The sequence below is a fragment of the Aureliella helgolandensis genome, assembly GCF_007752135.1.
In the GTDB taxonomy this organism is placed as follows: Bacteria; Planctomycetota; Planctomycetia; order Pirellulales; family Pirellulaceae; genus Aureliella; species Aureliella helgolandensis.
The window spans coordinates 5,269,568-5,294,417 of the sequence record NZ_CP036298.1; the positions used below are offsets into that span (position 1 = coordinate 5,269,568).

A 24,850-nucleotide genomic window follows, 5' to 3' on the forward strand; every position below is an offset into this window, starting at 1 on the left:
TACTGCAAACGAACCACCCCGCCGCGCATTCTAATCTAGAGTCAGAGCCAGCAGCAAGCAAACGTCCCCGACGCCTGAGATGAAAAACGTCGGAATGCGGGGTGTGACATTCGCTTCCATTTCCCAACCTTTCACCGCTGCGTCCCGTTCATCTTCTGAAACTCAAGCGTCAATTGCTCTTGAATAGCTGAGCGTCTAATCGTCAAACTAGACGTCACGGGCCATTGATTTCGCATGGCCTGTGCTTTAGCCTCGACGGTCCTGATGAGAAACGCCCGGCATTGAGGTTGGCTAGCAAGATTGCAACGAGTTGCATCGCAGCAACCAGTCTGGAAAACAGCTATTCGCATGAAACGCCTAAAAAAGAGTCTCATCATTGTTGGAACCTGTTATTTGGGAACACTGCTCATGCTGGCATTCTTCGAACGCTCGATGATCTATCCGGCTCCTCAGGCGGACAAAAATTTACAGCTTCCGAGGATCCCTCTTTTTGAAGAGGTAACCTTCACGTCGGCTGATGGCACGCGGCTTCATGGATTGTTCGCGGAGCACCCCAACGCGAAAGGAGCAATTCTGCTGTGCCATGGCAACGGTGAAGATGTATCCTACATGTCGGAAGAGCTGCATGATCTGCAAGCTCGGTTCCAGCGGAATGTACTGGCGTTCGACTACCGAGGTTATGGGAAAAGTGATGGCAAGCCGTTTGAAGCGGGCGTGCTCGAAGATGGCGAAGCCGCTTTGCGTTGGCTGGTCGAGCAAACGGGAGAGCAGCCAGACAAAATCATCCTGTGGGGGCGGTCGCTGGGAGGAGCCGTGGCGGTGCACCTAGCTGCCCAGAATGGTGCTCACTGCCTGGTGTTGGATCGCACTTTTAAATCGATGGTCGACGTAGCTCAGTGGCATCTCCCCTGGCTCCCCGTGAGTTTACTGCTCAGAAACCGCTATCCATCCTACCAACGCATCGAAAGCTACTCGGGCCCTCTATTCCAAGTTCACGGACACGCCGATCAAGTGGTCCCCTTTCGCTCCGCCGCCGATCTCCACGCGGCCAGCCCTTCGCAGAGGAAGGAGTTCATCGCACTTGATTCCCTTGGGCACAATACGCCTTGGCCAGACGAGGTTTTCCAATCGCTCGACGAATTTCTGCTCTCTAGCGAGTAGCATGAACTGGAACAGCCCCGCTGCTGCCTGCCGGCTGCTATCCCCCAAGACCTAGCCAGAGCGGGGCAGGGTGGGAAAAATCTCTCCCCAGATGGGCGATCAATCTGATGAGTGCAAGTTGGGGAAGTGCTAAGTTCGACTTTCGCACTTTTAAGCCCTTTGCTAGCAAATGGTTGTGAAGAAACTGGCCCCCGGGTTGCAGGCTTTCGCCTGTGTTAACTAACCCAAACAAGGAGGCCACTTTCAATGGACATTGCAACATCTTTCATGCCACTTCTGCAAGTCTTTACTGCCGCGATGACTGAGCCAACCGCACAGTCCTTCAAGCAATTCGTCGCAGGATGGATCTTCGCACCTCGCAGGAATATCACTGGGGCGCTTCGAGCGATTGATCCCACCAAACATCACAGCGCCTATCACCGTATCTTTGCCGGAGCGAGGTGGTCAATCGACCAAGTGGGACTGGCAATGTTCGATCTCGTCGTCAAGCTCACCGATCAGCAACATTGCTATCTTGTCGGCGACGATACCCTGATTCACAAGACAGGCTTGAAAATCTACGGCACAGGGATGCACCGGGATGCCAGCCAAAGTTCCAGTGGCTTCACGTCGTTTCGCTGGGGCCACTGCTGGGTCGTACTGTGTGTCTTAGTCCCTTCACGAAAAGATCCGACGCGAAAGTACGCGATCCCGGTTTTGATGAGGCTCTATCTGAACACCAAGACCAACAAAAAGCTACGTCGCAAGCATCGCAAGAAGACCGACTTAATGCTCGAGATGATCCAACTGTTGACCCAGCATGCGGGCGAGAAATCCCTGCATTTCCTGGGTGACTCGGCTTACACCGGTGGTCGCATGCTGGAGCAAATCCCCAGCGGCATGCATGTCACCGGTCGCATTGGCAAAGACGCCAGACTCTGTGAAGGTCCACGACCCAAGAAACCCGGGCGAGGCCGTCCACCACGACGTGGACCGGTGCTGCCCAAGCCGACCGAGATGTTAGCGACCAAGGGACTTCGTCGTACCACGATCAACCTGTACAGCCAATCGAGCTTTCATGTTCGGATCACGTCGGTGGTCTGCCGGTTGTACCTTGCCCCTGAACGAGAAGTCAAAGTGGTCGCGGTGGAGCACCTTCGCGGCGGGCGGGGAATCGAAGTTTTCTACAGCACCAATGTCAACTTGAGCGAAGAAGAAATCTTGCAGCGGTTCTCTTTTCGTTGGCCGGTCGAGACGACGTTCCAAGAAGCCAAGGGTCACCTCGGTCTGGGCGAACCGCAGAACCGAGTCCGCGCAGCGGTTCGCCGCACGACGCCATCAATGTTCTATCTGTATGGTCTGATTGTGTTGTGGCACGAACACGTCCGGCCAGAGCCTGGTCCATTCATACGAATGTGGCGTGGCAAACGCCATGCATCGTTCGCGGATATGCTCGCGACGCTGCGTCGCGATTCAGTCGAGGAAACACGACAATCTATTTTCTCAGCCGGTCGTTTACCGCCAGCGGCTCAGAAATTAATCAAGCCCCTGGAAGTTCTGCTGTCACTCGCAGCTTAAAAGTGCGAAAGTCGAACTAAGGACCGTCGGAACAATTATTGGCGGATAGACGCCGAACCGCTCCGCCGGTTCGTTCGTGAACATGCCGATCGGCGGAGCGATCTGGCGACACTTATTGTTCTGACGATCCTATGTGCGGGCGCTCAGCACCGTTGCCGTGCTGACGAAAGTGCTCGATTTCGCCAACGTCCACGACTGACCATGACAAGCTGTCGCGACAGGCAGGCTCCCCTAGAGGAGCCAAATCAGCAGCAAAACGTCTTCCTGCCAACATCTTCCTGCCAACATCTTCATTAGCTCAGTTTGAATGAGAGAGATGACACCTGCGTACTGCGACTGTGGGGAGAGCTTAGGCTGACGAGTACATCCAACTGGCGCACGGGAACCCACCGCGAAGAACGGCAGTATGCGGACGGAACGCCTCGCTAATCAACAAACGCCACTTTGAAGATTGTGAACTCAAAAATGGCGTCAAAATACTGACCACAGACAAGAGCGCGTCCACCGACCACTCGACTTGGCGTTCGCGCTCGACTATCGAGCCATTTCGCGGAGGCGTTGGGCAAGATACTTTCGCGGGTAGAGGCAGAAACTGTACTCGCGCGACTGCGCAATGCGGACCTGCTTTTCCATGGCAATCAACTCAGCAATCCTAGCTTTGGTAGCATTCGTTGCGTCGGACGCCAATTGACTCAAGCGTTGATTGGTGCGCGTCATGTCGCGATGCCATTCCCACTTGTCACCCTTCTCGGGAATATGATTCAGGAGTTCCTGTTTATGAGCCCGCAACCGCTCGGCTTCTTCACCTGTCAAATCCGCAACTTGGTCGGCATGGAATTTCAATTCCCATAAACGCTGTTCTTGCTGGCGAATCAACTTCGACGTGCGCTCGCGCAGACCAACGCCAGTTTCTCCACCCATCGGTAGGTGCAACGTGGCGGATGCGACCGCCATGGGCGGAGGTGCGATCCCGAAAAAATCGCCTACGATCGCATCGGTGAGTTGGTCGTATTTCCCCCCGCCGATTCCATGCAGGAACATATCGCTGACAATCAAGCGACTGTACATCGTCGTCAACAAGGCACGAGGTCGCAGACAGACTCCGTCCGACAGCAGCTGGAGCCACTGGGCAGAGGCGTTGTCACAATCCAATCGTCCTTCGATCACTGCTTGCCAGCCCGACCGATCACTCAAGATTAACTGCGCATCCCGCATCCTCACCCAAAGCTTCTGTCGCTTGGGGGCATCGGCGCGATAGACCCACCAGGGCGCTTCCAACCAGTCCTGCTCCTGCTCGAGCGCGGGAACGGGGTGCGCATGGTTGCGAATGCGATGCGCACTTCGGTATCGCCCCAGTTGGTCATTGTAGACCTCTTGAAAACGAGGCAACTCCGATAGCAGTTGGATAGAAAACCTCGCAAACGCACGGGTGGCAACGAGCTGACTCAATGGCACCTCCAGGGTCCGCAGACCAAGGCGGTGCTCCATCCGGTGGCGTGCTTCGGCAATTGCCAAACCGGGCCTGGACGTCCGCTGCAGTGATTCGGTGGCATCGGTCCACAACTCGCGTAGCAGCGCTGGCGACTCGGGCGCCGCTAGATCCGAGACGTTCAGCAACCGCTCGACACGATCGGGAAAACTATCCCACAATTCATGCGACTGCACAGTTCGCAGTTCCCAGGGGAGTGGTTCACCGAGTTCATCGAATGGCACCTTGGCGACGCCAAACGGATCGGTCGACTCTCCCTCCACGTGATTGGTCTGGTGCGTCGCTCCTGCGTGCATGTGCGTTGGCACGCGAATGGACGTACTGCGGCACAGATCGTTGTCCACCAAGAAATTGATGGCGATCGTATTGGTCTTCTCTGCTAGGGAAGACAGTAGGAAGTTCTTAAACCAGACTCCGGGATGGAACAGTTCCGGTTGATGCCCCGACATCACGACTGGACGCGTCGCCAGGGTCTCGGCATCCTGACGGAGCGCAGCAACATCCAGATACTGGCTGGTGTAGTCGAGTGCTAGAGCGACCGCTTCGGCCCGGGCTTGCTCGCGCACTAGCCGCCACGGCTTGCCACAGAATTCCAATCCTCCCAAGTCGACCGCCGCCTCCTGGCCGGAGGCTGCCGTGCCATTCAACACGGATACCAAGCGCTCCAGACTCGGTGCGATTAAACTCGCGCCATCTTCGCTGGGAGCGCGATACTGCTGGTACTCTTCCACCATGACCTCGGTCATCGCCTTCAACCCTGAGAAAAAGCCTGATTGGTCGGCAAGCTGAAGCCACGCTGTTCCATGACCGCTATGCTGCTCGCTATGCATTGGTTGTAATACTGTAACCGTTTTTCCGACTCATCCAACGCGCCACCAAACGAACGGCTGAGATCCAGGTAGATCAGCGGAACTGGAATCTCAATCACTCGCAATCCTCGCATCGCGGCCTGCACCCACACCTCGAGCGGCATCGCATAGCCGTTGTCCTTGATATCGAGCCGCTTTAGCGCCTCGACTCGATAGGCTTTAAAACCGCAGAACGCGTCGGTCAAATTCAATTGCAGCGTTTCATTGAGCTGCTGGGTGATTTGACGATTGATCTTCAAACGCTGGGTCGGTGGCTCGCTGTCCCCCTCGTAACGCTTCAGATATCGACTGCCAGAGACAATATCCGCCCCTTCGCACGCCTCTAGGAATTGCGGCAAACGCTTGGGCTGGTGCTGACCATCGCAATCAAGCGTGATCAGATACTCGTACTCCTGCTCGATCGCATAGCGGAACGCAGTTTGGAGAGCCGAACCGTAGCCGGTGTTCTGCGGATGCCGCTCCACATGCACATCTTTCCAAGCGGCTAGTCGCTCGGCGGTGCCGTCGGACGAGCCATCGTCGATCACCAAAATATTTTCCGCGTACTTGGAGACTTCACGCAACACATCGTCAACGTAATGTTCCTCATTGTAGACCGGCAAGGCCGCTAACCACTTACTCATACTCAAATCCCTTAGTTGCTCGCGCCCTCTGGCCGGTCACCAATTCAATGTCACCACTAACTATAGGAAGTCAGGCCAGTCGGTCAATGAACGAATGTACACAGACAACTCGCTACTACCAAAGCAAACTCCGCTTCAGCACCAGCGGTCTCCATCCCGTGGGAATGCCCCATTTCACTTGCTAGAAACGCTTCTAGACAAGGGATTGGAGCTGCGTGTGTGTAGGAGACGCGATTAGGAGCAAGTCCTTACAGGATCCTTTTCATTTTTTGAGGCCCAAGTGCGAATTGAAGGGAATTCCGTGGAAATATGCTGTGCCAAGGTCTCTAGCGAGAAGCGTTCACTGGCATGGTGGCCGATCATCAGCAGGGCCACACCAGCCTCCTCTGCCCCCAAACAGGTGTGGTAGGTGGCTTCACCGGTGAGAAACAGTTCACAACCTTGCTCAAGCGCCGCAGGCAGCAGACCGCCGCCGCTCCCGCAGGCAATCCCCACTCGCGAAACCCTCTGGCCCAGGCCCACGCCACGCGGGCGCGCGGTGGGATGCAGGTCTTTCAAAATGGCGGCCACTTCACTACCCGTGAGGGGCATGGGAAGATTGCCGATGCGGCCCGCCCCAAGCTGCGTGAGCCCCTCAATCGAAGAGGGGATGAGGGGTGTTGCATCTCGCATTCCGAGCTGCATAGCCAATTGAGCATTGATGCCAGCTGGGGCAGAATCCCATGCCGTATGAGGCGAGTAGACAGCAATGCCAGCGCCCGCCAATTTCCACACCAATTCTCCCGTCACCTCATCACAAGTGATCTTAGACAGTGGCTTGAAGGGCAGGGGGTGGTGCGCGATGACCATCCCAACGGCTTGCTCGATTGCTTCGCCAACCGTGGCCGAATTGAGTGTGAGGCAGGTCATGAGCGCCTCTACGGGAGCCCGACGGTCCCCGAGCAAGAGTCCGAGGTTGTCCCAGCTTTCCCCCAGCTCAAGCGGCGCGATTTGCTGCATCCACGTTGCGATGTCTGCGACGGTATGCATCAACAGCCTGACGCGCGTGGGAGCTTGCGTTGGTAGGGTAATTCTTGAGCCTCTGGCAGTGGCCCATAATTGGTTTCCAGCCACTGCAAGCGTTCGCTTTCGGTGGCATAGAACTGCAACCACGTTTCGTCGTCCGACTCATCAATACAGCGCCAGCACAGGAAGTTGCCAGGTAGATCAACTTTCTTTTCGCAGGCCGGCAAGATGTCGCGATAAATCAGCGTGTACAACTCGCGGTCCGAGAGATGGTCTGTCATCTCCAGCACCACGCGCACCGCGTACAGTCGTTCCGCCGCATCATACAGCAATGCTCGCAACTGCTCATCGTCGAGGGTCGAAGGCCTGGGCAGCACTAATTCCGGCAATGACCAACAGCTGATCGGGAGTGCCGGAGCACGCTCCCAAGCCAGCATCGATTCGAGAAAACTGTTCTCTTCTCGTAAGCTCATTTGCCGAAAATGCACGAGCGATACCGATTCATCGATATATGGCTCAAGCTCGTCCCGCAAGCGTGCGTTCAGCAACAGCAAATCTACTTCGTCAATGGCTTCAGGCATAGGATTCTAATTCGAAGTGCGGAAGTACTAGGTTTTGTCGCTTCCCCGATGCATGGCTGCATTCAGCCGAATTCACACAATGTGCGTTTCGCTGCCCCACCGATTGTGGGTTTTCCATGTACGAGTCTCGACAAACTACAAGCTGAGGCGGTGAACTCCGACCCACCACCAGGACAATCAACTTGCATTCACACGTTCGACTTTATACGGATGCCGGCACGACTCAAGAGTTGGCTTGAAAGAAACTAGCTAGTCAAGCCAAAGTCGCTCAAATTTGGGCCGTAGAAAAGGTACGACCCACACATATTCCGCTTGACCGCTTAGCCCTCGTCTCCGAGCCCACGCTGGGTATGTTCAATTCCCTCAATTTTCTCCAGGCGGCGTTGGTGCCGGCCCCCTTCAAACTCGGTTCCAATCCAGATACCCACCAAGTCATGCATGGGGCGATCACCGATCAAGTCTCCAGGTAAGCACAGGACGTTGACGTTGTTGTGTCGCCGGCAAAGCTCCGCCATCACCTCGTCATAGCAGTTCGCTGCGCGCACTCCGCTGAACTTGTTGGCAGCAATGGCCATTCCGATCCCGGTGCCGCATATCAAGATGCCACGCTCGCTAGCACCTTCCGCCACCGACTTGCACACCAAGCTGGCGAAATCAGGATAGTCCACACTCGTCTCCCCATCGGTCCCGAAGTCTCGAACTTGATGCCCGCAGGCCTCTAAGTTCGCAATCAACTTCGCTTTGATGTGGACGCCGCGGTGATCACTGCCAATCGATATTTGCATGTTGTATCTAACGCTAACCTGGGAAGTTGCTACTTCGATTTCGACGCCTACGGTTCAGGCACCTACAGTAAACTAGGCAGTTTGGGTACCACGATAGTGGATGCGGGGCCAGTGCGAATCTAACGATTCGGCACGGTTCCAACCATACTATGTCGCCCCAGCTTGCCACTCGGGAAACCATGATTCCTTCAAGACCGTAACCCAGTCGTTCAAGAACCCCTCCATTTGATCTGCACAAGCCGCATAAACGGACTCTGGACCGCCAAAGGGATCGGAAACATCATGATTCGAACCGCTTAAGAGTCGAGTATTTTCGGCCAAGTTGGGTAATCGATCCACGATGGCGCGCCGGTGGGAATTGGTCATCGTCAGCACTAAATCTGCCTGCCGCAACGCATGCTCCGTGGCAGTTTGGCTTTGGTGTCGAGTGAGACTGAGACCACGATTTTGCATGACGCGCACTGCCTCAGGAGACGCTGGTCCCCCAGGAAAAGCGCTCAGGCCGGCCGATCCAATGGCAAAAGGGATGGGCTGACGAGCTGCAATTTCGGGAAACCGTTCCGCCAACAGATGCTTGAACATCACTTCTGCCATGGGACTGCGGCAGGAATTTCCAGTGCAGATGAACAACACCACCAGCTGACTCAAGCGGTTGAGCTTCTCAAGGTCAACGACGCCTGCTTCCAACAGCTCGCAACGATTCCCCTCCACTCGGACGGTGGTCGCCGGGCCACAAAAGTGGGTTTGTCCATCGTCGACGATCAAATTGACATCCGCCGCCAAGGACGCAACCTCCTGTCCATCACACACCACCTCCCCCTTGGCATTGCACAGCGGCATGGCGACCAACGGTCCCGGCAGGAGCCGCATCGCGTGGGCGATCGCAGCGTGGGCCGACACGCGCATGGGTAGGAATCGCTGTTTGACGAGCAGCGCATCGCGGACCGACTCCGGCAACGCATGGGCTAGGCTCGTCGCTCCCACACTTGGCAACTGCAGGCATAGCGGTCCTGGCCAGCCGCGGTTGACCATCCGCGCCGCCACCTTTGAGATGTCCGGCACATAATCGAGGGCCTCCTGAGGCGAGCGAAGCATCAGGCATGCGGTGCCCTCCTCTCGCTCGCTCCCGTGCCAATCCAGCAATCTCCCAACCGCATCGGCGTTGAGCCCACTCGCAAAGAGCATGTAGGAGGTCTCGCAAGGCAGTACGACCAAGCCCCCCTCCGCCAAGGACTGAACAATTATGTGGACCGCATCGCGCGGATCATCGCTACTTTTCCAGTCGAGATTGCTTGGCATCGTTCTTCATCATGAAATGGAATGGGAATAATGGCGACTTCCATCGCGCGGCAAATCGCCCCCAGCGGTCTGTTGATCTACGCACTCGCTCCAGTTTCCACGCTAAAATCGCAACTCGTCCCGCGACGGCTATCGAAATCATATCCCGATCCGTTGCTGGCTGTCGTTGCAAGCGGCGTTTAACGACTCCGTTTAACGACTCGCGCTCAGCCACAGGGAGTTCCCGCACGGCGGAGAACCGGACGCTAGCTCAATGCGGCTGGGCTCAATGCGGCTGGGCTCAATGCGGCTAAGTCCAATGCCGAGCTGGGCACGTGCGGTAGCGACTCCTGCGGGAATTCGAGGTGCGGTTTGTGCGTCGAAATTGTGGTGCAATTCAATCAAAAAGCCGGTGAGCGAGCGACTGCCAAACTCCGCGATGCAAGCGCGGTAGCTTACTTTTTCAATAACTCTACTAGCGGCAGGCCGCGCGAGCAGGCCGGTTCGCTCTAAGGCTCTAAGCCATCAATATATTCTTTTTGCCGACAGAGTCACAGATATGTTGGCGGAGCTTCTCGAATCACCACAAACGCTCCGCAACCGGTAGAATGAGCAAGCCGTCTTGCCCCCTCCCACCCCTGTTGCTGGTTAGGTTTGGCAAGATCGGCTGCATTGCCCACCACTTTAGGGGCACGGCTCCGTCTATTGGCCAGTAGTCTGCCCATTGGCCCAACACAGCCCAATTGCCGCTAAGTGGCCCAAGCCTATGCCATTGCCTTTTCCACTCAAAATTCCTCTGTCAGCTGCCATTTCGCGTCGCGGCTTTCTGAGCAATTCTCTGGCCAGCCTGCCGATCGCGTTGACAGCCTCGGCTGCTCTTTCCGGATGCGTGGGCAGCCCCTCAGCTAATCGCCAGGCATCCGCCATATGGGGCCGACGCGGCCTGACCGATGGAAGATTGATGAAGCCTCGAGCCATGGCAATCAGCGGCGAGGACGAAGTCTATATCGTCGATATGACTGGGCGCATTCAGGTGTTCGACGCCGAGGGACAGTTTCAGCGAGGCTGGCGTACCCCCCTCATTGCCCAAGGTAAGCCGACCGGCATGTCCTTCGCCCCCGACGGTACTCTGCTGGTTGCCGACACCCACTATTTCCGCATGCTGGCTTACTCTCCCTCTGGACAGCTGGATCTCTCCCGCACCATTGGACAGGAGCATGGTGACGGCCCCGGTCAATTTCACTTTGTGACCGACGTCGTCCAAAATGCAGACAATCACTATTTCATCGGCCAATATGGGCAAATTGACCGCATCCAAGAGTTTGATCCGGCCGGCGAATTTGTGCGCACCTGGGGGAGTCAGGGCAGCCGCCCCGGTGAGTTCTCGCGTCCCCAGTGCCTCGTCCTTGATGACCAAGGCCTGCTTTGGATCGCCGATGCCTGCAACCACCGCGTCCAGGTTTTTGACGTCTCAGGCTCACCACCGGAATTGGTTGCCTGCTGGGGCCAGCCCGGAAATCGTCCAGGGCAACTCCAATACCCCTACGAATTGGCGTTCGACTCCGATGGTAGCCTACTCATCGCGGAGTACGGCAACCATCGCATCCAACGCTTTAGTCGCAGCGGTGAATCGCTTGAAGTCTGGGGATCCCCCGGCTCGGGCAGCGGTCAACTGCTCAGCCCCTGGGGTTTGGGACTGAATAGCCAACATCAGCTCTTCGTCCTCGATTCGCTGAACCACCGTGTCCAACGCTTCGACCTCGGCTAGCGACTTGCCACCTTCCCTGCTCCCCGTGGCACTCCTCCTCATCGCGCCTGCTATTAGCCACGTGTTGCCCCAGCCCCCACCGTGCCATCGGCCTGCTAAAACCGCCCCCGCTCCGCGAGCAACGACAGCAGGACCACACGCCAACCAGTTCACCGGCACTGCCTCAGCAGTAAATTGAAACAGACGATTAAGCAACAAGGCTTGCTAAAAACCGCAACCCGCTGCGTAACGGGCTGTTAAAATAGTAACCCGCCGCGTGAGCAAGGAAAGATAACCTCCGCTACAAGGCAATTAAGGATGCCACCTCCGCATTAAGATGCAAATTGCGATTAAATCAACAGCCCGGTGAGCAAGGAAAAGTGATTACCGCCACTCAACGGATCTTGAATGCAACCGCTGCGTCCCCTCCCACACGCTCTCGACTCGTCAAGCTCGGCGAGCAACGACAGCAGGGCCACACCCCAACCAGCTCTACGGCACTGCCCTTGTGTCGACATGAAGCAGTCGGCCTTACAGTCGATGATCAGTTGCCAGATTGCATAAAAAAACAAGCGGACATCGATCGACATCCGCTTGCATTTGTATTTTCAGGCAACCAACTGGAGAGCTGGCTAGCGTCTAGCTACCGGTCGACTCACTAGTCACCGTGTCTTCTGAGGTCGAGGACGACGTTTGGCTTTGATACAGCTCGAACTCGCGATTGATGATCGAGGAAACCTGGAATGCTGAACGCAACTCCATGGTATTGAAGAATCGAACATTGCCGGTGTACTTCGATTCGATGCGGTTTTTGTGGGACAGTTCGTCCCAGCTCAATCCATTGGCCATGTGCCAAGCAGCAGCTTGAGCGGTGTTTTGGGGCACTTTGCCAGCCCCCAGCAATTCGCACAACTTGGTGACTTTGGGATCGTTGTTGATCTGTTCGATGGGAACGATCTTGTACTTCATCCGTGGATTGGGATCGATTTTTCCGTGCTCGAGGCACACGCAGGGGACTTTGAGCTTGGCAGCCTTGTCGGGCTCGACGCGGAACATGCCGCCGCCGCCCATGCCGCCCATACCACCCATGCCGCCGCCCATGCCGCCCATGCCGCCGCCCATACCACCCATGCCGCCGCCCATGCCGCCCATGCCGCCGCCCATACCTTGGCCGCCACCACCGCCCATGCCGCCGCCCATACCACCCATGCCGCCGCCCATGCCACCCATGCCGCCGCCCATACCGCCCATGCCGCCGCCCATGCCGCCCATACCGCCGCCGAATTGGCCAACGACATGTACGGCGCCGAACGCCCTAGGAAGCTCCACATTCAGCGGCTCCTTCCCTTTGTTGCGGATAATCACAGTGGCTTGCGAAGCATCTTTGGGGATGAATTGGACTTCAACCTTGCCGGCATCGATGGCCTGGAAGAGCTCCATTGCCTCGATTTCTACTGCTTTATCCACGGACGCCACTGGCTCCGGCTCAGCGGCCAGAGAGTACGAAGTGGCTGTCGCGCAGCTGGCTACAGTTACGATTGAGAGTGTTCTTAAAACAGACCAAAGCGTGAGTTTCATATTTATCCTCGTACGATCTCAATCGAAACGCTGTTGCAGAGAATTAGGGTGCAGAAAAGAAATTCTTAGTCAAACTGGGTAGTTCATGGTAAGTTCTACGACGCAGACCGCTCTTCATCCTAATCGAATCAGCAACGCAATCCAAGCAAATTTCGACTGCTTGGAGCGATCTATCTGGTCGTTTCTACTGTTTGTGCGGTGTAGTTCACACTTGGAGGGGCAATTGGGACGCCAAAAGAGGCCGCCACCGCTTGCAACCAAGAGAGTGTTTGGTAACTTCACGTGAGTTAAACCATTCGGAAATGAATACTCCCCCTCATTTAAATAGCTGTTTTCAAGGAATCGCTCATGTCGTTGTTCGTCGGTGAATCGCTGGTTGGAGAAGGAAACGAAATCGCACACATCGATCTGATGATCGGTAGCAAAACGGGTCCCGTTGGGGCTGCATTCGCCAACGCTCTGTCGACTCAAAGCGCCGGCCACACCAATTTGCTCGCCGTGCTTGAGCCCAACTTGGCTGTTAAGCCTTCCACCGTGATGATCACCAAGGTCACGATCAAGGGCATGAAGCAAGCGGTTCAAATGTTTGGCCCAGCTCAGTTCGCAGTTGCCAAAGCAGTTGCGGATCAAGTTGCTGCTGGCGTTATTCCTGCCGACCAAGCAGAAGACCTGGTCGTCGTCTGTGGCGTCTTCATCCACCCAGCTGCCGAAGACAACGCTAAGATCTACCAATACAACTACGAAGCGACCAAGGACGCCATTGCATCGGCCATGCAAGGTAAGCCATCCGCTCAGGAGATGGTTGCCAAGAAGGATACCGCTGCTCACCCATTCAAGGGTTTTGAGGCATAATCGGTAGCAATCTCTTTGCTTTCCATCAAAGGCCGCCGCAATTCCAGGATTGTGTTGCGGCCTTTTTTATAGGTCCAATCAATCGCATTTTTGAATCTGAGAGAGCCTCCTATGGAATCCCCACGAATTCTGATCCAACTTGACTCGGATCAGCATCCGAGTGTTTTTGATGCGGTTGTGGCCATCGACTCCCAGGTCGACCAACTCTTGCAGTACGGCGAGGTCGAAGCGACCAATGCCCGTCAACTCGTGCACGGAGCCATGTTCACCCGCGCTCCTTCACAATTGAAAAACACTGCCATCTTCGTGGGTGGCTCTAGCGTTTCGGTTGGGGAAGCAATAGGTGAAGAGATCAAGCAAGCCTTTTTCGGACCAGTCCGTGTCTCCGTTATGCTCGACGGCAATGGGGCCAACACAACCGCCGCCGCGGCCGTGCTGTGCGCTGCGCGACACATCCCTCTTGAGCAAGTCAACGCACTCGTCCTGGGCGGCACAGGACCGGTTGGGCAACGCGTCGCGCGCCTGCTACTCGGTCAAGGGGCCCACGTTGCGCTTGCCTCCCGCGATACCGCCCGCGCGTCCGACGTCTGCGATCGTATCACTCAGAAAATGGGGAAGCACAATCGAGGCAAGCTCACTCCCCACGGGCTTGCAGATTTAGAGGCCATGCAGAGCGTGATAGCTGACAAGAATGTCGTCTTTAGCTGTGGTGCCGCCGGCGTCACCCTGCTCCCCGCCAACCTGTTGGAGTCGGCGAGTAAGCTGCGAGTTGCAATCGATTTGAACGCCGTGCCTCCCGCCGGCATCGAAGGCGTTAGCGCCACCGACAAAGCCCACGCACGAGGCCAACGCGTCGACTACGGTGCCATCGGCGTGGGCGGTTTAAAAATGAAGATCCATCGAGAAGCCATCCACACCCTGTTCACTCGAAATGACCTTGTCCTAGATGCAGAAGAGATCTTCGAGATTGGTCGCAATCTTGAATCGGCCTCTTCCGTTTAAATCCCAACCATCCTCTCCCACCTCGGATCGAAATGATGCACAGGCCTTGCCCAAAGATTGAATTCACGTCAATTTCCTCCGCGCTCCTCCGCCACTTCTCCAGCTGCCATATTGCACTCGGGTGCTTGATCCTCGTCCTCGGCAATTTTTCGCCCCCTGCTGCCGCACAGAACTCCGACACGCGTCCAGCCAATGCGATCGCCCCGCCAGAAAGCACTCCCCAATCCACTAGTTCGCAGACGGGGGCGGTAACGCAAGAAGGTTCTCCGCACATTGCAAGCGAAGTTCTGCTCGGAGCCGAGTCACAAAATCAATCGCGTCTCCTGTCTCAAATTCGCCAATTAACGTTCGAGGGGAAGCGCACCGGCGAGGGCTACTTCTCCCAGGATGGATCGCAAATGGTGTTCCAGAGCGAGCGTCAAGATGACAATCCGTTCTATCAGATCTATTGGATGGACCTCCAAACCGGAGACACCCATCGCGTCTCACCCGGAATTGGAAAAACGACTTGCGCGTGGATCCACCCGAGTGGGCAACAAATCTTGTTCGCCTCCACCCAGTACGACCCGCAAGCCATCGACAAGCAACAACAAGAGATCGACTTCCGCGCATCGGGGGAAATACGACGTTACACTTGGGACTACGACCCGACCTACGACTTAGTGGAATTTGAAGTCGACTCTGGCGACTATCGCCGCTTGACGGATTCCGTCGGCTACGATGCCGAGGGTTCCTATTCACCGGATGGTTCCCAAATCTGCTTTGCATCCAACCGCCGGGCTTACACAGGCGAACTGTCAGCCAAGGAACAGGCCCTATTCGACATCGATCCCGCCTCCGCCATGGATCTCTACATCATGGACAGGGATGGAAGCAATCTGCAGCGTCTGACGACGGCAATCGGCTACGACGGTGGGCCCTTCTTCTCAGCAGATGGTCAGAAAATCTGCTGGCGACGCTTTGATGAATCGGGGGCATTGGCCGAGATCATGGTGATGAATCGTGATGGTTCGGAGCAACGTGCGATCACGCAGTTGGGAGCCATGAGCTGGGCACCCTACTTCCACCCCAGCGGTGACTACTTAATCTTCACCACCAACGTCCACGGATTCTCCAATTTCGAACTCTACCTAGTCGATACGGCCGGTGCACACGACCCCGTGCGTGTCACCTCGCGGGATGGCTTTGATGGGCTGCCCGTGTTCACCCCCAACGGTACCGGGCTCGTATGGACGAGTAACGGCAACAATTCCCAATCACAGCTCTTCGAAGCTCAGTGGAATGACGCGGCTGCGCGGGAGTTGCTGGAACTGGACGCTCAACCGTCCTCCTCCGGTGCTGAAGTTGCCCAGGAGTCTGCGCGTTCTACGGTGCCTGGTTTTACTGCTGCAGATATCGGCCGTCACGTCGATTACCTGTGCCGCCCCGAACTAGGTGGCCGGTTGACCGGTACCGAAGGGGAACGCAAGGCCACTGCCTACGTGGCGGCTTACTTGGAGAACCTCGGTCTGCAACCCGCTGGCCAGGATGGCACCTTTTTCCATGAATTCGAATTCGTATCGGATGTACGCCTCGGCGATGACAATTCACTCACCTCCGACGGTCACCAATACACCGTCGATGAAGACTGGCGGCCCGTCTTCTTTTCCCGAGAGGGAGCAGTCGCTCCCACCGAAGTCGTCTTCGCGGGCTACGGTATCGTCGCACCGGAAGAGCAGGGACAAGCCGAGTACGACAGCTATGTACACCTGGACGTCCAGGACAAATGGGTTCTCGTCTTCCGACAAATGCCACAAGATATCTCGCCAGAGCGCCGGCAACATTTGGCAAGGTACAGCGGCGAACGCTACAAAGCCATGGTGGCGCGTGATCGTGGAGCTGCCGGTCTGATCTTTGTCTCGGGACCGACCAGTCCAGTCCGCTCGCGTTTGCTGCCTCTCCAAATGGACGGTACGCTCGGCGGCTCAAGCCTGTCCGTCGTTACGATCGCTGATGACCTTGCAGGAGAATGGATGCAACGCGCCGGCGAGAGCCTTGCCGAACTGCAACAGGAACTCGATAGCGGAGACCCCAGTATGGGATTTGCCTTGCCGGGCGTGACGCTGGCTGCACAAATTGATATCGAACCGATTACCAGCCACGGCCGCAATGTCTTGGCCCTCCTGCCCAGTGGTGAGAAGGCCTCCGCAGAAATGATCGTCGTAGGCGCACACATTGATCACCTCGGTACTGGCAAGGGTAGCGGTTCTCTAGCCAAAGAGGAAGAGCAGGGGGGGGTCCACCGCGGTGCCGATGACAACGCTTCAGGCGTCGCTGCAATCCTGGAAGTTGCTCAGTACCTGGCCCAGCAATCACAGGATGCAAAACTCGATGCCAAACGCGATATCTTGCTAGCCGCTTGGAGCGGCGAAGAACTCGGCCTGCGGGGCTCTCAGGCTTTCGTGGACGATTTTTCGTCGCTATTTCCCGAACGGGTGACAAACGCCAGCACATCCACCTTGAAGGATGCAAATCCGCACAGCGACATCCCCGCTCACACACCCGAGGCCTTGGCTCACCATGCCCATGAGACTACGCCCACAACTCTCTATCCCAATATCGCCGCCTGCCTCAATTTGGACATGGTCGGGCGATTGCGAGACTCCCTGGTGCTGCAAGGCATTGGCTCCTCGAACTACTGGGCTGGAGCCATCGAGCGGCGCAATGCGGTTGTGCGTCTGTCGCTGACCCTCCAAAACGACTGCCACCTCCCCACGGATGCTAGTTCATTCTTTATGCGGGGAGTCCCAATCCTCTCGGCCTTCACCGGCTCCCACTCGGAGTACCACACACCACGAGATGTACCGGAACTGTTGAACTATGAAGGAGCGGCCCAGGTAGCCAAGTTGATGGGACTCATTGCGCGAGACTTGGTTCAAGCCGATGCGGCGCCGGACTACCACGAGCAACCCGCTCAACCTGAAATGCGGGCCAATCTGGCCGCTTACCTGGGGACGGTCCCCGACTACGCACAGACCGACATCCAGGGACTGAAATTGAGCGGAGTAACGGCCGGCGCCCCCGCCGCAGATGCAGGTCTGCTGGCTGGAGACATCATCGTGGAATTGGCTGGCAAGCAAATTGAGAACATCTATGACTACACGTATGCCATCGAAGCTCTAAAAATTGGCCAACCCACGAAGGTCAAGATTAAGCGCGGAGACGAAACACTAGAGTTGGAAATCATCCCTGGTTCCCGCCAGTAAATTGCGGCAAGAAAAAGCTTGTTTGCCCAAGCAAAGCCCTACCCCACCAAGCGTATCGGGCTTTGGAAATAGCAACCGGCCGCGTGACGGCTGGTCGATTTAATCGCGATTTCAATTTTACTGAGCAGGTAGATTCGCCAATTGGCCGGTTGCGGAAATCATCTTTCCTTGCGCATCGGGCTGTTGATTTAATAGCAATTTGAATTTTAACGCGGAGGCTGCGTCCCATACTGCCTTGTAGCGGCAACTCTCTTTCCTTGCTCACGCAGCGGGTTACTCTTTCGACAGCCCGGCATGCAACGGGTTACTCTTTCGACAAGCCGCGTGAGCAAGGAAAAAAACGACAACAACTCCGTAGAGCAAGCGACTACTTTTCACCAATGCAATACAAGGCGTCACCGGTGCGCAGAATTAATCGACTGCCCACGATTGCCGGAGTCGCCATGGCCAACTGCTTGCTCTCCAATTGATTGACATGCAACAATTCGTATTCGGAACCGGTCTTGATGACAAATGTCTCTCCAAATTCATTGAGGCAATAGAGTTTTCCGTTGGCCGCCCACGGCGATGCAGTAAATGACCTGCCATTTCGAATTCTCTGCTGGTCGTACACCAGCGCGCCCGTTCTAGCATGGTACGAAGCGAACAATCCACGATCGTACAGCACGTAGAGCTGATCCTCATAAACGATCGTCGAAGGGTTGTAAGGGGCTGCTTGAGGCTTGAACCAAGCGATATGCTCATTCGATACCGCGTCATCCTCCAATGAAACATCACCGCTCGCGCCTGGACGAAGCGCGTAAATAGGACGTTTCTTGTCCCCCACGTATCCCGAGGTGACATACAGAAGCCCATGTGCCGCATAGGGAGTTGCAATCGTAATGCTCGACGCACCTCCCCACTCGTAGAGCAGCTCGCCAGCGAGGTCGTACGCGCGCGATCGTCCAGTCCCGGGAGTGATAATCTCGGTTCGCTGCGAGTTTTGCCAGATATAGGGCGTAGACCAATTGCTTTTCTCATCTCGGTCCGTCCGCCACACTTCATCCCCAGTTGCCGTATCAATTGCAGCCAAATAGGACGCGTCTTCGTTATCGCTCACGAAGTACAACCGATCCTCGAATAAAACGGGAGATGCGGCAGTACCCCAATCGTAGCGTGTTTTGCAGGGTGGCAGTTCCTTCGTCCAAACCACATTCCCCTGGAAGTCCACGCTGTAGAGCCCCACATCACCGAATAGAACGTAGACATGCTGTCCATCGGATACTGGCGTCTCGGACGCATAACTATTCTTCACGTGCCTTGGCGTCGGTGGCTTGCCGCTGTGCAACACTTCTGTCCACAGGAGCTCGCCATCACCAAGTCGAAAACAAAGTAATTGCCAATCGAGGACAACGTCCTCGGTCTCTTCTCGGTTGCCACCAAAATACAAACCAGGTTTAGCCGCTTCATCCTCCCCCTGCTGCCGCACTACTGTCGTAATGAATACACGGTCTCCTGCAACAATGGGTGAGGACCAACCGCGACCGGCAATCGGTTGCTTCCAGACGATGTTCTCCGTCTCGCTCCAATGCTCGGGAAACGTCGCATCCTGGACAACTCCCGTGGAGTTCGGGCCACGCAGCTGCATCCAGTCGGCACCTCGCGTTGCACCGGAGGGCTGCCCTACGATGGCTAACAGCAAGAGAGTCGCCAGCGGGTTGTTACGTGGGGATCGCATTGCGAAGCAAGACCATGTCATCTGTTGTTTCACCTAAAATTTGGGTTCTGGGGCTTTTGAGTACTCGAGTCCTCGCTCTGCGTGTGTTGGGCAAGAGCCCCATGCGAGGACAAAGATTGAATATGCTCTTGCTAGCGAACGGGAAACAAGGGAGCAGACATTTCTTGGTCAAGCTCACTCCACAGCTTTACGAGCTGCTGGACTTTTGCGGGCTCTGCGTCGGAGCGATCGTGAACCTCATTGGCATCCGCTGCTATATTGAACAGCTCCCACTCGCGGCGTCCGTTTGAAGCATAACGACTATCGACGATTTTCCACTCACCATGACGCAATGCCGTTCGATTCCCTTGCCTCCAATACAAGTGCTGGTGTCCTGACGGCTCATCTGGATTTTGGAGCAACTCTAGGAGATCTTGTCCTTCCAACCCTTGAGGGAGCGGCGTGTTGGTGGCTGCAGCGATCGTTGGGAAAATGTCCAAAGAGCTTACCACACGGCCTTCCACGCTCGGTTCACTAAGTCGGACAGGCCAATTGACGATAAATGGAACCCGCAAACCTCCTTCGTACATCGAACCTTTCTCGCCTCGGAGTGGGGCATTGCTCGAGGTTAGCTCGCGAGTAGGCCCTCCGTTGTCGCTTAAGAACAGAATCAAGGTGTTGTCGCGCAGCCCCTGTTGGTCGACGGCATCCACGATCGTACCCACGGCGCGATCCAAATCTCGCAGCATACCGGCGAAAATGCGTCTCTGTGGATCTTCAATATCTTCAAACTCTTCGAGCGCTGCTTCCCGAGCTTGCAACGGACTGTGCACCGCGTTGAATGCAACATACAAGAAGAACGGAGACTCTCGATGACGTCCAATGAAATCGGAAGCCTCTCTTGCGAATGCCTCCGTGAGATACTGTGACTCTGTCGTAGGTTGTCCACCACGCAAGATAGGGTTGTTCGCATCGTAAGCCGGTTCGTTGCGCCCGGTGTGAGTCGAATAGAACAGCTGGTCCGAGACGCGTTGCAGGGTTGAAGTGGGGTCGGCCAAGCCGGCGCGACGCAGCATGCTCAGAGTACCGTGCCAGGGGGGAGGAACATAGAAATGGCCTTCGTGCAAGAAGCCAAAGAATTCGTCAAACCCATGGCGAAAGGGGTGAAAATCAGCCGAGCCTCCCAAGTGCCATTTGCCGATCAAGCCTGACGTATAGCCAATTTGCTGCAGATGCTCTGCAATCGTCAATTGTTCTGCCGGCAAGCCTGTGCCGGGATCATGGTTGCGAGCACCAATGGGATTGAATTCGTAGCCAAAGCGAGTCGGAGTGCGTCCAGTCAATAAGCCAGCTCGCGACGGACTACAATTGGGCGCCGTAACGTAGGCTTGCGTGAAGCGCACTCCCGTTTCGGCCAGCTGATCGATTCGCGGTGTTGGAATCTGTGGATTGCCTTGGCAGCCAAGTTCACCGTAGCCCAGATCATCCGCCAGCAGAACGATAATGTTCGGCCGCGCGCGATGCTCTTCGCCAGCACCGCTCAACTCCTCCCCGGAAGTTTGTTGACCAACCGCCCCCAACATCCAGCCAAGAAAACCGAAAACCAGCACTCGTTTCCAGTACTGCCCCCGCTCATTCCACCTATCGTCTAACAACATAGATCGCAATCACCTTTGAGAATAGTGTTGGGGATATCCTAACCAGTCCAGGAGCGCCAAGCCACCTGCTAGCCTCCACGTTCCATCGTTTCAACAGGTTCTTTCCGCGTCCATGCTCTGCCTCCTCACCACTCTTTTGAGTCCGCAGACCGCTAGCACCATTGGGCGGCTTACCGTACTATTTTCAGCACAATGCAGCCTCTCAACCCTTAGACTTTACTGCAAACTTGACTGCGTCCGACTCGTCGACGTTGGTACCAGCTTCCGCCATAGCTCCTCACCTCTCGCCTGCCCCCAAAGCTGAAACCATGATCCACAGAATGCTACTCAGCGGTATCGTGTATTGCCTCGGCATGGCCACCACCGTGCATGCAGAAAATCCTCAGGTCCGCCCCAATGTTCTGTTCATTGCAATCGACGACTTGAACGACTGGATCGGCTGCCTTGGGGGACATGCTCAAACACTTACCCCCAACATCGATCGATTGGCGGCCCGAGGAGTTCTATTCACCAACGCACATTGCCCCGCGCCAGCCTGCAACCCGTGTCGATCAGCCGTCTTTACCGGACGGGCGCCCAACCGCTCAGGCATGTATGACAATCGCCAGCAAATGCGGGAAGTCATGCCTCAAGAAAAGATAATACCTCAGCACTTTCGGGAGCACGGCTATCGAGCTTCTGGATCGGGAAAGCTTCTCCACTATTTCATCGATGCCGCTTCCTGGGACGAATACTTCCCAGCGGCCGAGACCGAGAATCCCTTTCCAGCGACATTCTCGCCCCCGAAACGCCCCGTCAGTCTTCCTGTGGGAGGACCTTGGCAGTACGTGGAAACCGACTGGGCTGCACTCGACGTCACCGACGAGCAGTACGGTGGAGATTGGGCAGTCACCCAATGGGTCGGTGAGCAGTTAAGCCAGCGGCATGCACAACCACAATTTTGGGGATGCGGTATTTATCGCCCCCATGAACCTTGGTTCGTACCTAAAAAGTACTTTGAACCGTTCCCAATCTCCTCGATTCAGTTGCCGCCTGGCTACAAAGTGAACGATCTCGATGACGTGCCCGCAGCGGGAGTTCGCGGGGCAAGGAATCGTTACTTTGCGCACATCCAAGAGCGGAAGCAGTGGCGTCAGGGAGTGCAAGGCTACTTGGCATCAATTCATTTTGCCGATGCGATGCTAGGGCGCGTGCTCGATGCACTCGACACAGGTCCCAACGCGGACAACACCATCGTGGTCCTCTGGTCGGATCATGGTTGGCAACTGGGAGAAAAGGAACACTGGCAAAAGTACACGGGATGGAGAGCGGTAACTCGCGTCCCTCTCATTGTTCAAGTCCCTAAAAACCTGGCAAGTAAGCTTCCTCAAGGCACCCCCGCTGGCACCATCTGTGATGCTCCCGTGAATTTACTAAGCTTGTTCCCGACACTGGTCGATTTATGCGGTCTACCATCCAAAAGCAATTGTGATGGTCCCAGCCTGCTGCCACTGCTGCTAGATGCGACTGCCGATTGGCCGCACAAATCGATAACTCACCTGGCGACTCCCGAAAGCTACAGCGTGAGTGGCCGCACACATCGTTACATCCACTACAGTGACGGCAGCGAAGAGCTCTACCACATCACGAAAGATCCATTCGAATGGACCAATCTGGCAGCGAAAAAGAGTGCCGTCCTGCTACTGACAGAGTTCCGTCGCACTTCTCCCAAGTCGTTTGCTAAGCGCATCGAGCCGTCCATCGAGTCTTTGGTGAAACTCGCTTGGCACCCACTGGACGCAACCAATCCGCCCGCGTCGCAACCCGAAGGCACCCCCTTCCAAGTGCACTTTAATAACTCTCGCATGACTTCCGTGGAACTGCTATGGATGAACGACGCGGGAGAACCTGTATCGTACGGCGAAATTGCGAGCGGAAAGCTTAAGTCCCAACAGACGCGACCTGGCGCCGCTTGGATGTTGCGTGACGCAGAGTCCAAGGCGTCGCTAGGGTACTTTCTGGTCGGTGATCGCACCGCTCAAGCGATTATCCCAGCCACCTCCGACGAAAAGCAGTAGCACGAGTTCCCCGCTCGTCCAGTGCTATTCGCTAAGCCCCCCGTAGCATGGTCCATAGCATGTGGTCCATAGCATGTGGTCCATAGCATGTGGTCCATAGCATGTGGTCCATAGCATGTGGTCCATAGCATGGTCCCCCGACCCGTGTCCGCCCCACCACCATCCCCACCAACATGTTTACGTCCCTATCCGCCCACAGCCCCCCCACCGCTCCAACGGAGCCAAAGTCTCCGCACCTACTAGTAAGCCAGCCTGATTTAAAACTCCGGATGCAGGCATGCGGCACGCGTCTGCCGTGGAGACAGGGCCTTGGCAGATTGCAGGTCGCCCCACGCAGCTCCAGGTTGCTGCTAGATCATCTGCCAGGGAAGCGACGCGTCCTATGGGGGTCACTCACGTAGTGAATCCCATCTCATTTTTAACGATTCCCAGTGCCGTAAGAATCTTTTCTAAAACTTCTTCCAGCACAAGGACCAAAGTTGTCACGGGCCTGCTGATAATTAGTAGTGTTGGGACGCGGCAAGCCAACACAGTCACTTTGCCGCATTACACCAAATTCAAGGAAGATTCAGAATGCTAGTACTAAGCCGAAAAATTGGCGAAAAGTTGGTGATAGGTGACAACATTACGGTCGAAGTGGTGCGAATTTCAGGCAACCGGATTACCCTGGGCCTAGCTGCTCCGGCAGAGGTGAAGATCTTGCGAGGCGAATTGACTCAAAATCAGGCCAAGTCTTCCCTGCAAGAAGAAGCCGTACCGCAGCCCCTTCTACTCCAAGCCTCCTAAACGTGGAGGACGATTCCATGGTTGACGAGCTGGTTTCGGTTATCGCAACAAGCACAGTTGACGAACGTGATTCCATCGCGTTCCAGCACTCCAAAATTGGCGATGCCCGGCTCATCGTGTATATGCCCAAACGCATGGATTTTGGGTTGCACACGGTTCACAACATGCCGCATCAAAGATTGCGAGCCAACGTGTATCGGCTTAGCCGACTTTCTATCGTGGGTCACATCGAGGGCCCCTTTCGGTGGTCCGTGCGTGATCAGAATATCAACGCCGGCTGGTAGGGATTGCCAAATTAAGCCCAGCGCCTCACGCGAGCGCATGTACGCCCAGTCGAAGAATTGTGGAGTGTACGGGCTTCCAAAAATCTTCAACCCGTTGCATTCCATTTCTTGGTGAATCAAGAAATGGACTTGGGGATACTCCTCCGGACGAATCAATCCCTTTTCAATTGCTGTAGAGTGATTTCCCGGCACAAAGATCTTGGTCGCAATCTCAAGAGCCGAATACCACTCGAAGAACGCCCGAGCTTCTGGTTCGTTGCGCCATTCTTGTCGGCTTTCCGACTCATCTCCACAATGAATCACCAGGTCGATCCCCTCTGGAATGTGCAATTCCGAGTGGCGATTGTGTGTATCAGAGACCAACCAACATTTCATTCCAAAGCTTCCCTTGCTTAGATTCGCCGGAGCGTACTAAGCTCCCATTCGCTGCCCTCCCACGCTGGCTGCCCCCCTTAGAATTATCATAAGATGGGTACTTCGAACACCCGCCTAACACTCCAGCCCAATTCGGGCTTGGGGGTTTGATAACTCGTGGACACGGGCCCTGGCCCTGAGTCCCAGCCTTAGCAGGTTGCATGTTGAGCTATTGGCCCTTGG

Annotated in this window: 20 protein-coding genes; 9 read left to right on the forward strand and 11 right to left on the reverse strand. The window is 55.9% G+C overall.

What is annotated here, in order from left to right:
* Positions 1-348 precede the first annotated feature (348 nt).
* A complete protein-coding gene (locus Q31a_RS18360) occupies positions 349-1,161 on the forward strand; it encodes an alpha/beta hydrolase (protein WP_145081108.1) in 813 nt (270 codons plus the stop codon).
* A gap of 246 nt (positions 1,162-1,407) precedes the next feature.
* The gene (locus Q31a_RS18365; RefSeq protein ID WP_145072406.1) at positions 1,408-2,718 is read left to right on the forward strand and encodes an IS701 family transposase; all 1,311 of its coding nucleotides are present in this window, start codon (positions 1,408-1,410) and stop codon (positions 2,716-2,718) included.
* Positions 2,719-3,252: 534 nt separating this feature from the next.
* Here Q31a_RS18365 and Q31a_RS18370 read toward each other — a convergent pair.
* The 6 genes from Q31a_RS18370 to Q31a_RS18395 all read right to left on the reverse strand — a co-directional run bounded on the left by Q31a_RS18370 (position 3,253) and on the right by Q31a_RS18395 (position 9,369).
* The gene (locus Q31a_RS18370) at positions 3,253-5,037 is read right to left on the reverse strand and encodes a hypothetical protein (RefSeq protein WP_231690823.1); all 1,785 of its coding nucleotides are present in this window, start codon (positions 5,035-5,037) and stop codon (positions 3,253-3,255) included.
* Positions 4,959-5,699, reverse strand: a complete 741-nt coding sequence (locus Q31a_RS18375; protein ID WP_145081114.1) for a glycosyltransferase family 2 protein — start codon at positions 5,697-5,699, stop codon at positions 4,959-4,961. Before Q31a_RS18375 ends, Q31a_RS18370 begins: the two co-directional genes overlap by 79 nt.
* Positions 5,700-5,933: 234 nt before the next feature.
* Positions 5,934-6,728 (reverse strand): Nif3-like dinuclear metal center hexameric protein, encoded by a 795-nt coding sequence (locus Q31a_RS18380; RefSeq protein WP_145081117.1) that lies wholly within the window; start codon positions 6,726-6,728, stop codon positions 5,934-5,936.
* Positions 6,728-7,285 carry a hypothetical protein gene (locus Q31a_RS18385; RefSeq protein ID WP_145081120.1) on the reverse strand — a complete coding sequence of 186 codons (558 nt, stop codon included), beginning with the start codon at positions 7,283-7,285 and terminating at the stop codon, positions 6,728-6,730. The genes Q31a_RS18380 and Q31a_RS18385 overlap by 1 nt, the downstream gene beginning before the upstream one ends.
* Positions 7,286-7,605: 320 nt before the next feature.
* Positions 7,606-8,070 carry a ribose 5-phosphate isomerase B gene (gene rpiB, locus Q31a_RS18390; RefSeq protein ID WP_145081123.1) on the reverse strand — a complete coding sequence of 155 codons (465 nt, stop codon included), beginning with the start codon at positions 8,068-8,070 and terminating at the stop codon, positions 7,606-7,608.
* Positions 8,071-8,217: 147 nt separating this feature from the next.
* Complete coding sequence (locus Q31a_RS18395) at positions 8,218-9,369, reverse strand: arsenate reductase/protein-tyrosine-phosphatase family protein (protein ID WP_145081125.1); 1,152 nt, start codon at positions 9,367-9,369, stop codon at positions 8,218-8,220.
* Between the two features lie 30 nt (positions 9,370-9,399).
* Here Q31a_RS18395 and Q31a_RS30285 point away from each other — a divergent pair, with 30 nt between their 5' ends.
* Together Q31a_RS30285 and Q31a_RS18400 are read left to right on the forward strand one after the other, a co-directional pair.
* Positions 9,400-9,552 carry a hypothetical protein gene (locus Q31a_RS30285; RefSeq protein WP_197355387.1) on the forward strand — a complete coding sequence of 51 codons (153 nt, stop codon included), beginning with the start codon at positions 9,400-9,402 and terminating at the stop codon, positions 9,550-9,552.
* Between the two features lie 562 nt (positions 9,553-10,114).
* The gene (locus tag Q31a_RS18400; RefSeq protein ID WP_145081128.1) at positions 10,115-11,116 is read left to right on the forward strand and encodes an NHL repeat-containing protein; all 1,002 of its coding nucleotides are present in this window, start codon (positions 10,115-10,117) and stop codon (positions 11,114-11,116) included.
* A gap of 329 nt (positions 11,117-11,445) precedes the next feature.
* On the opposite strand, the gene Q31a_RS18405 is transcribed toward Q31a_RS18400, so the two are convergent.
* Positions 11,446-11,685 (reverse strand): hypothetical protein, encoded by a 240-nt coding sequence (locus tag Q31a_RS18405; RefSeq protein WP_145081131.1) that lies wholly within the window; start codon positions 11,683-11,685, stop codon positions 11,446-11,448.
* A 49-nt stretch (positions 11,686-11,734) separates the two neighbouring features.
* Positions 11,735-12,562 carry a hypothetical protein gene (locus Q31a_RS18410; protein WP_145081134.1) on the reverse strand — a complete coding sequence of 276 codons (828 nt, stop codon included), beginning with the start codon at positions 12,560-12,562 and terminating at the stop codon, positions 11,735-11,737.
* A 459-nt stretch (positions 12,563-13,021) separates the two neighbouring features.
* Between Q31a_RS18410 and fae the strand changes: the two genes are divergently transcribed.
* From fae to Q31a_RS18425, 3 genes are all read left to right on the forward strand, one after another.
* Positions 13,022-13,525 (forward strand): formaldehyde-activating enzyme, encoded by a 504-nt coding sequence (gene fae, locus Q31a_RS18415; RefSeq protein WP_145081137.1) that lies wholly within the window; start codon positions 13,022-13,024, stop codon positions 13,523-13,525.
* Positions 13,526-13,636: 111 nt separating this feature from the next.
* Positions 13,637-14,527, forward strand: a complete 891-nt coding sequence (locus Q31a_RS18420; RefSeq protein ID WP_145081140.1) for an NAD(P)-dependent methylenetetrahydromethanopterin dehydrogenase — start codon at positions 13,637-13,639, stop codon at positions 14,525-14,527.
* Between the two features lie 125 nt (positions 14,528-14,652).
* Positions 14,653-17,772 (forward strand): M20/M25/M40 family metallo-hydrolase, encoded by a 3,120-nt coding sequence (locus Q31a_RS18425; protein ID WP_197355388.1) that lies wholly within the window; start codon positions 14,653-14,655, stop codon positions 17,770-17,772.
* A gap of 367 nt (positions 17,773-18,139) precedes the next feature.
* On the opposite strand, the gene Q31a_RS18430 is transcribed toward Q31a_RS18425, so the two are convergent.
* On the reverse strand, positions 18,140-19,510 hold the full coding sequence (locus Q31a_RS18430; RefSeq protein ID WP_145081146.1) for an outer membrane protein assembly factor BamB family protein: 1,371 nt from the start codon (positions 19,508-19,510) through the stop codon (positions 18,140-18,142).
* Between the two features lie 110 nt (positions 19,511-19,620).
* Positions 19,621-21,126, reverse strand: a complete 1,506-nt coding sequence (locus Q31a_RS18435) for a sulfatase-like hydrolase/transferase (protein ID WP_197355389.1) — start codon at positions 21,124-21,126, stop codon at positions 19,621-19,623.
* 308 nt (positions 21,127-21,434) lie between these two features.
* Here Q31a_RS18435 and Q31a_RS18440 point away from each other — a divergent pair, with 308 nt between their 5' ends.
* Together Q31a_RS18440 and Q31a_RS18445 are read left to right on the forward strand one after the other, a co-directional pair.
* Positions 21,435-23,183 (forward strand): sulfatase-like hydrolase/transferase, encoded by a 1,749-nt coding sequence (locus Q31a_RS18440; RefSeq protein ID WP_145081149.1) that lies wholly within the window; start codon positions 21,435-21,437, stop codon positions 23,181-23,183.
* Positions 23,184-23,756: 573 nt separating this feature from the next.
* Positions 23,757-23,969, forward strand: coding sequence for a carbon storage regulator (locus Q31a_RS18445; protein ID WP_145081152.1), 213 nt, complete (start codon positions 23,757-23,759; stop codon positions 23,967-23,969).
* On the opposite strand, the gene Q31a_RS18450 is transcribed toward Q31a_RS18445, so the two are convergent.
* Positions 23,966-24,628, reverse strand: a complete 663-nt coding sequence (locus tag Q31a_RS18450; RefSeq protein ID WP_145081155.1) for a metallophosphoesterase family protein — start codon at positions 24,626-24,628, stop codon at positions 23,966-23,968. The genes Q31a_RS18445 and Q31a_RS18450 overlap by 4 nt on opposite strands.
* Positions 24,629-24,850: the final 222 nt, after the last annotated feature.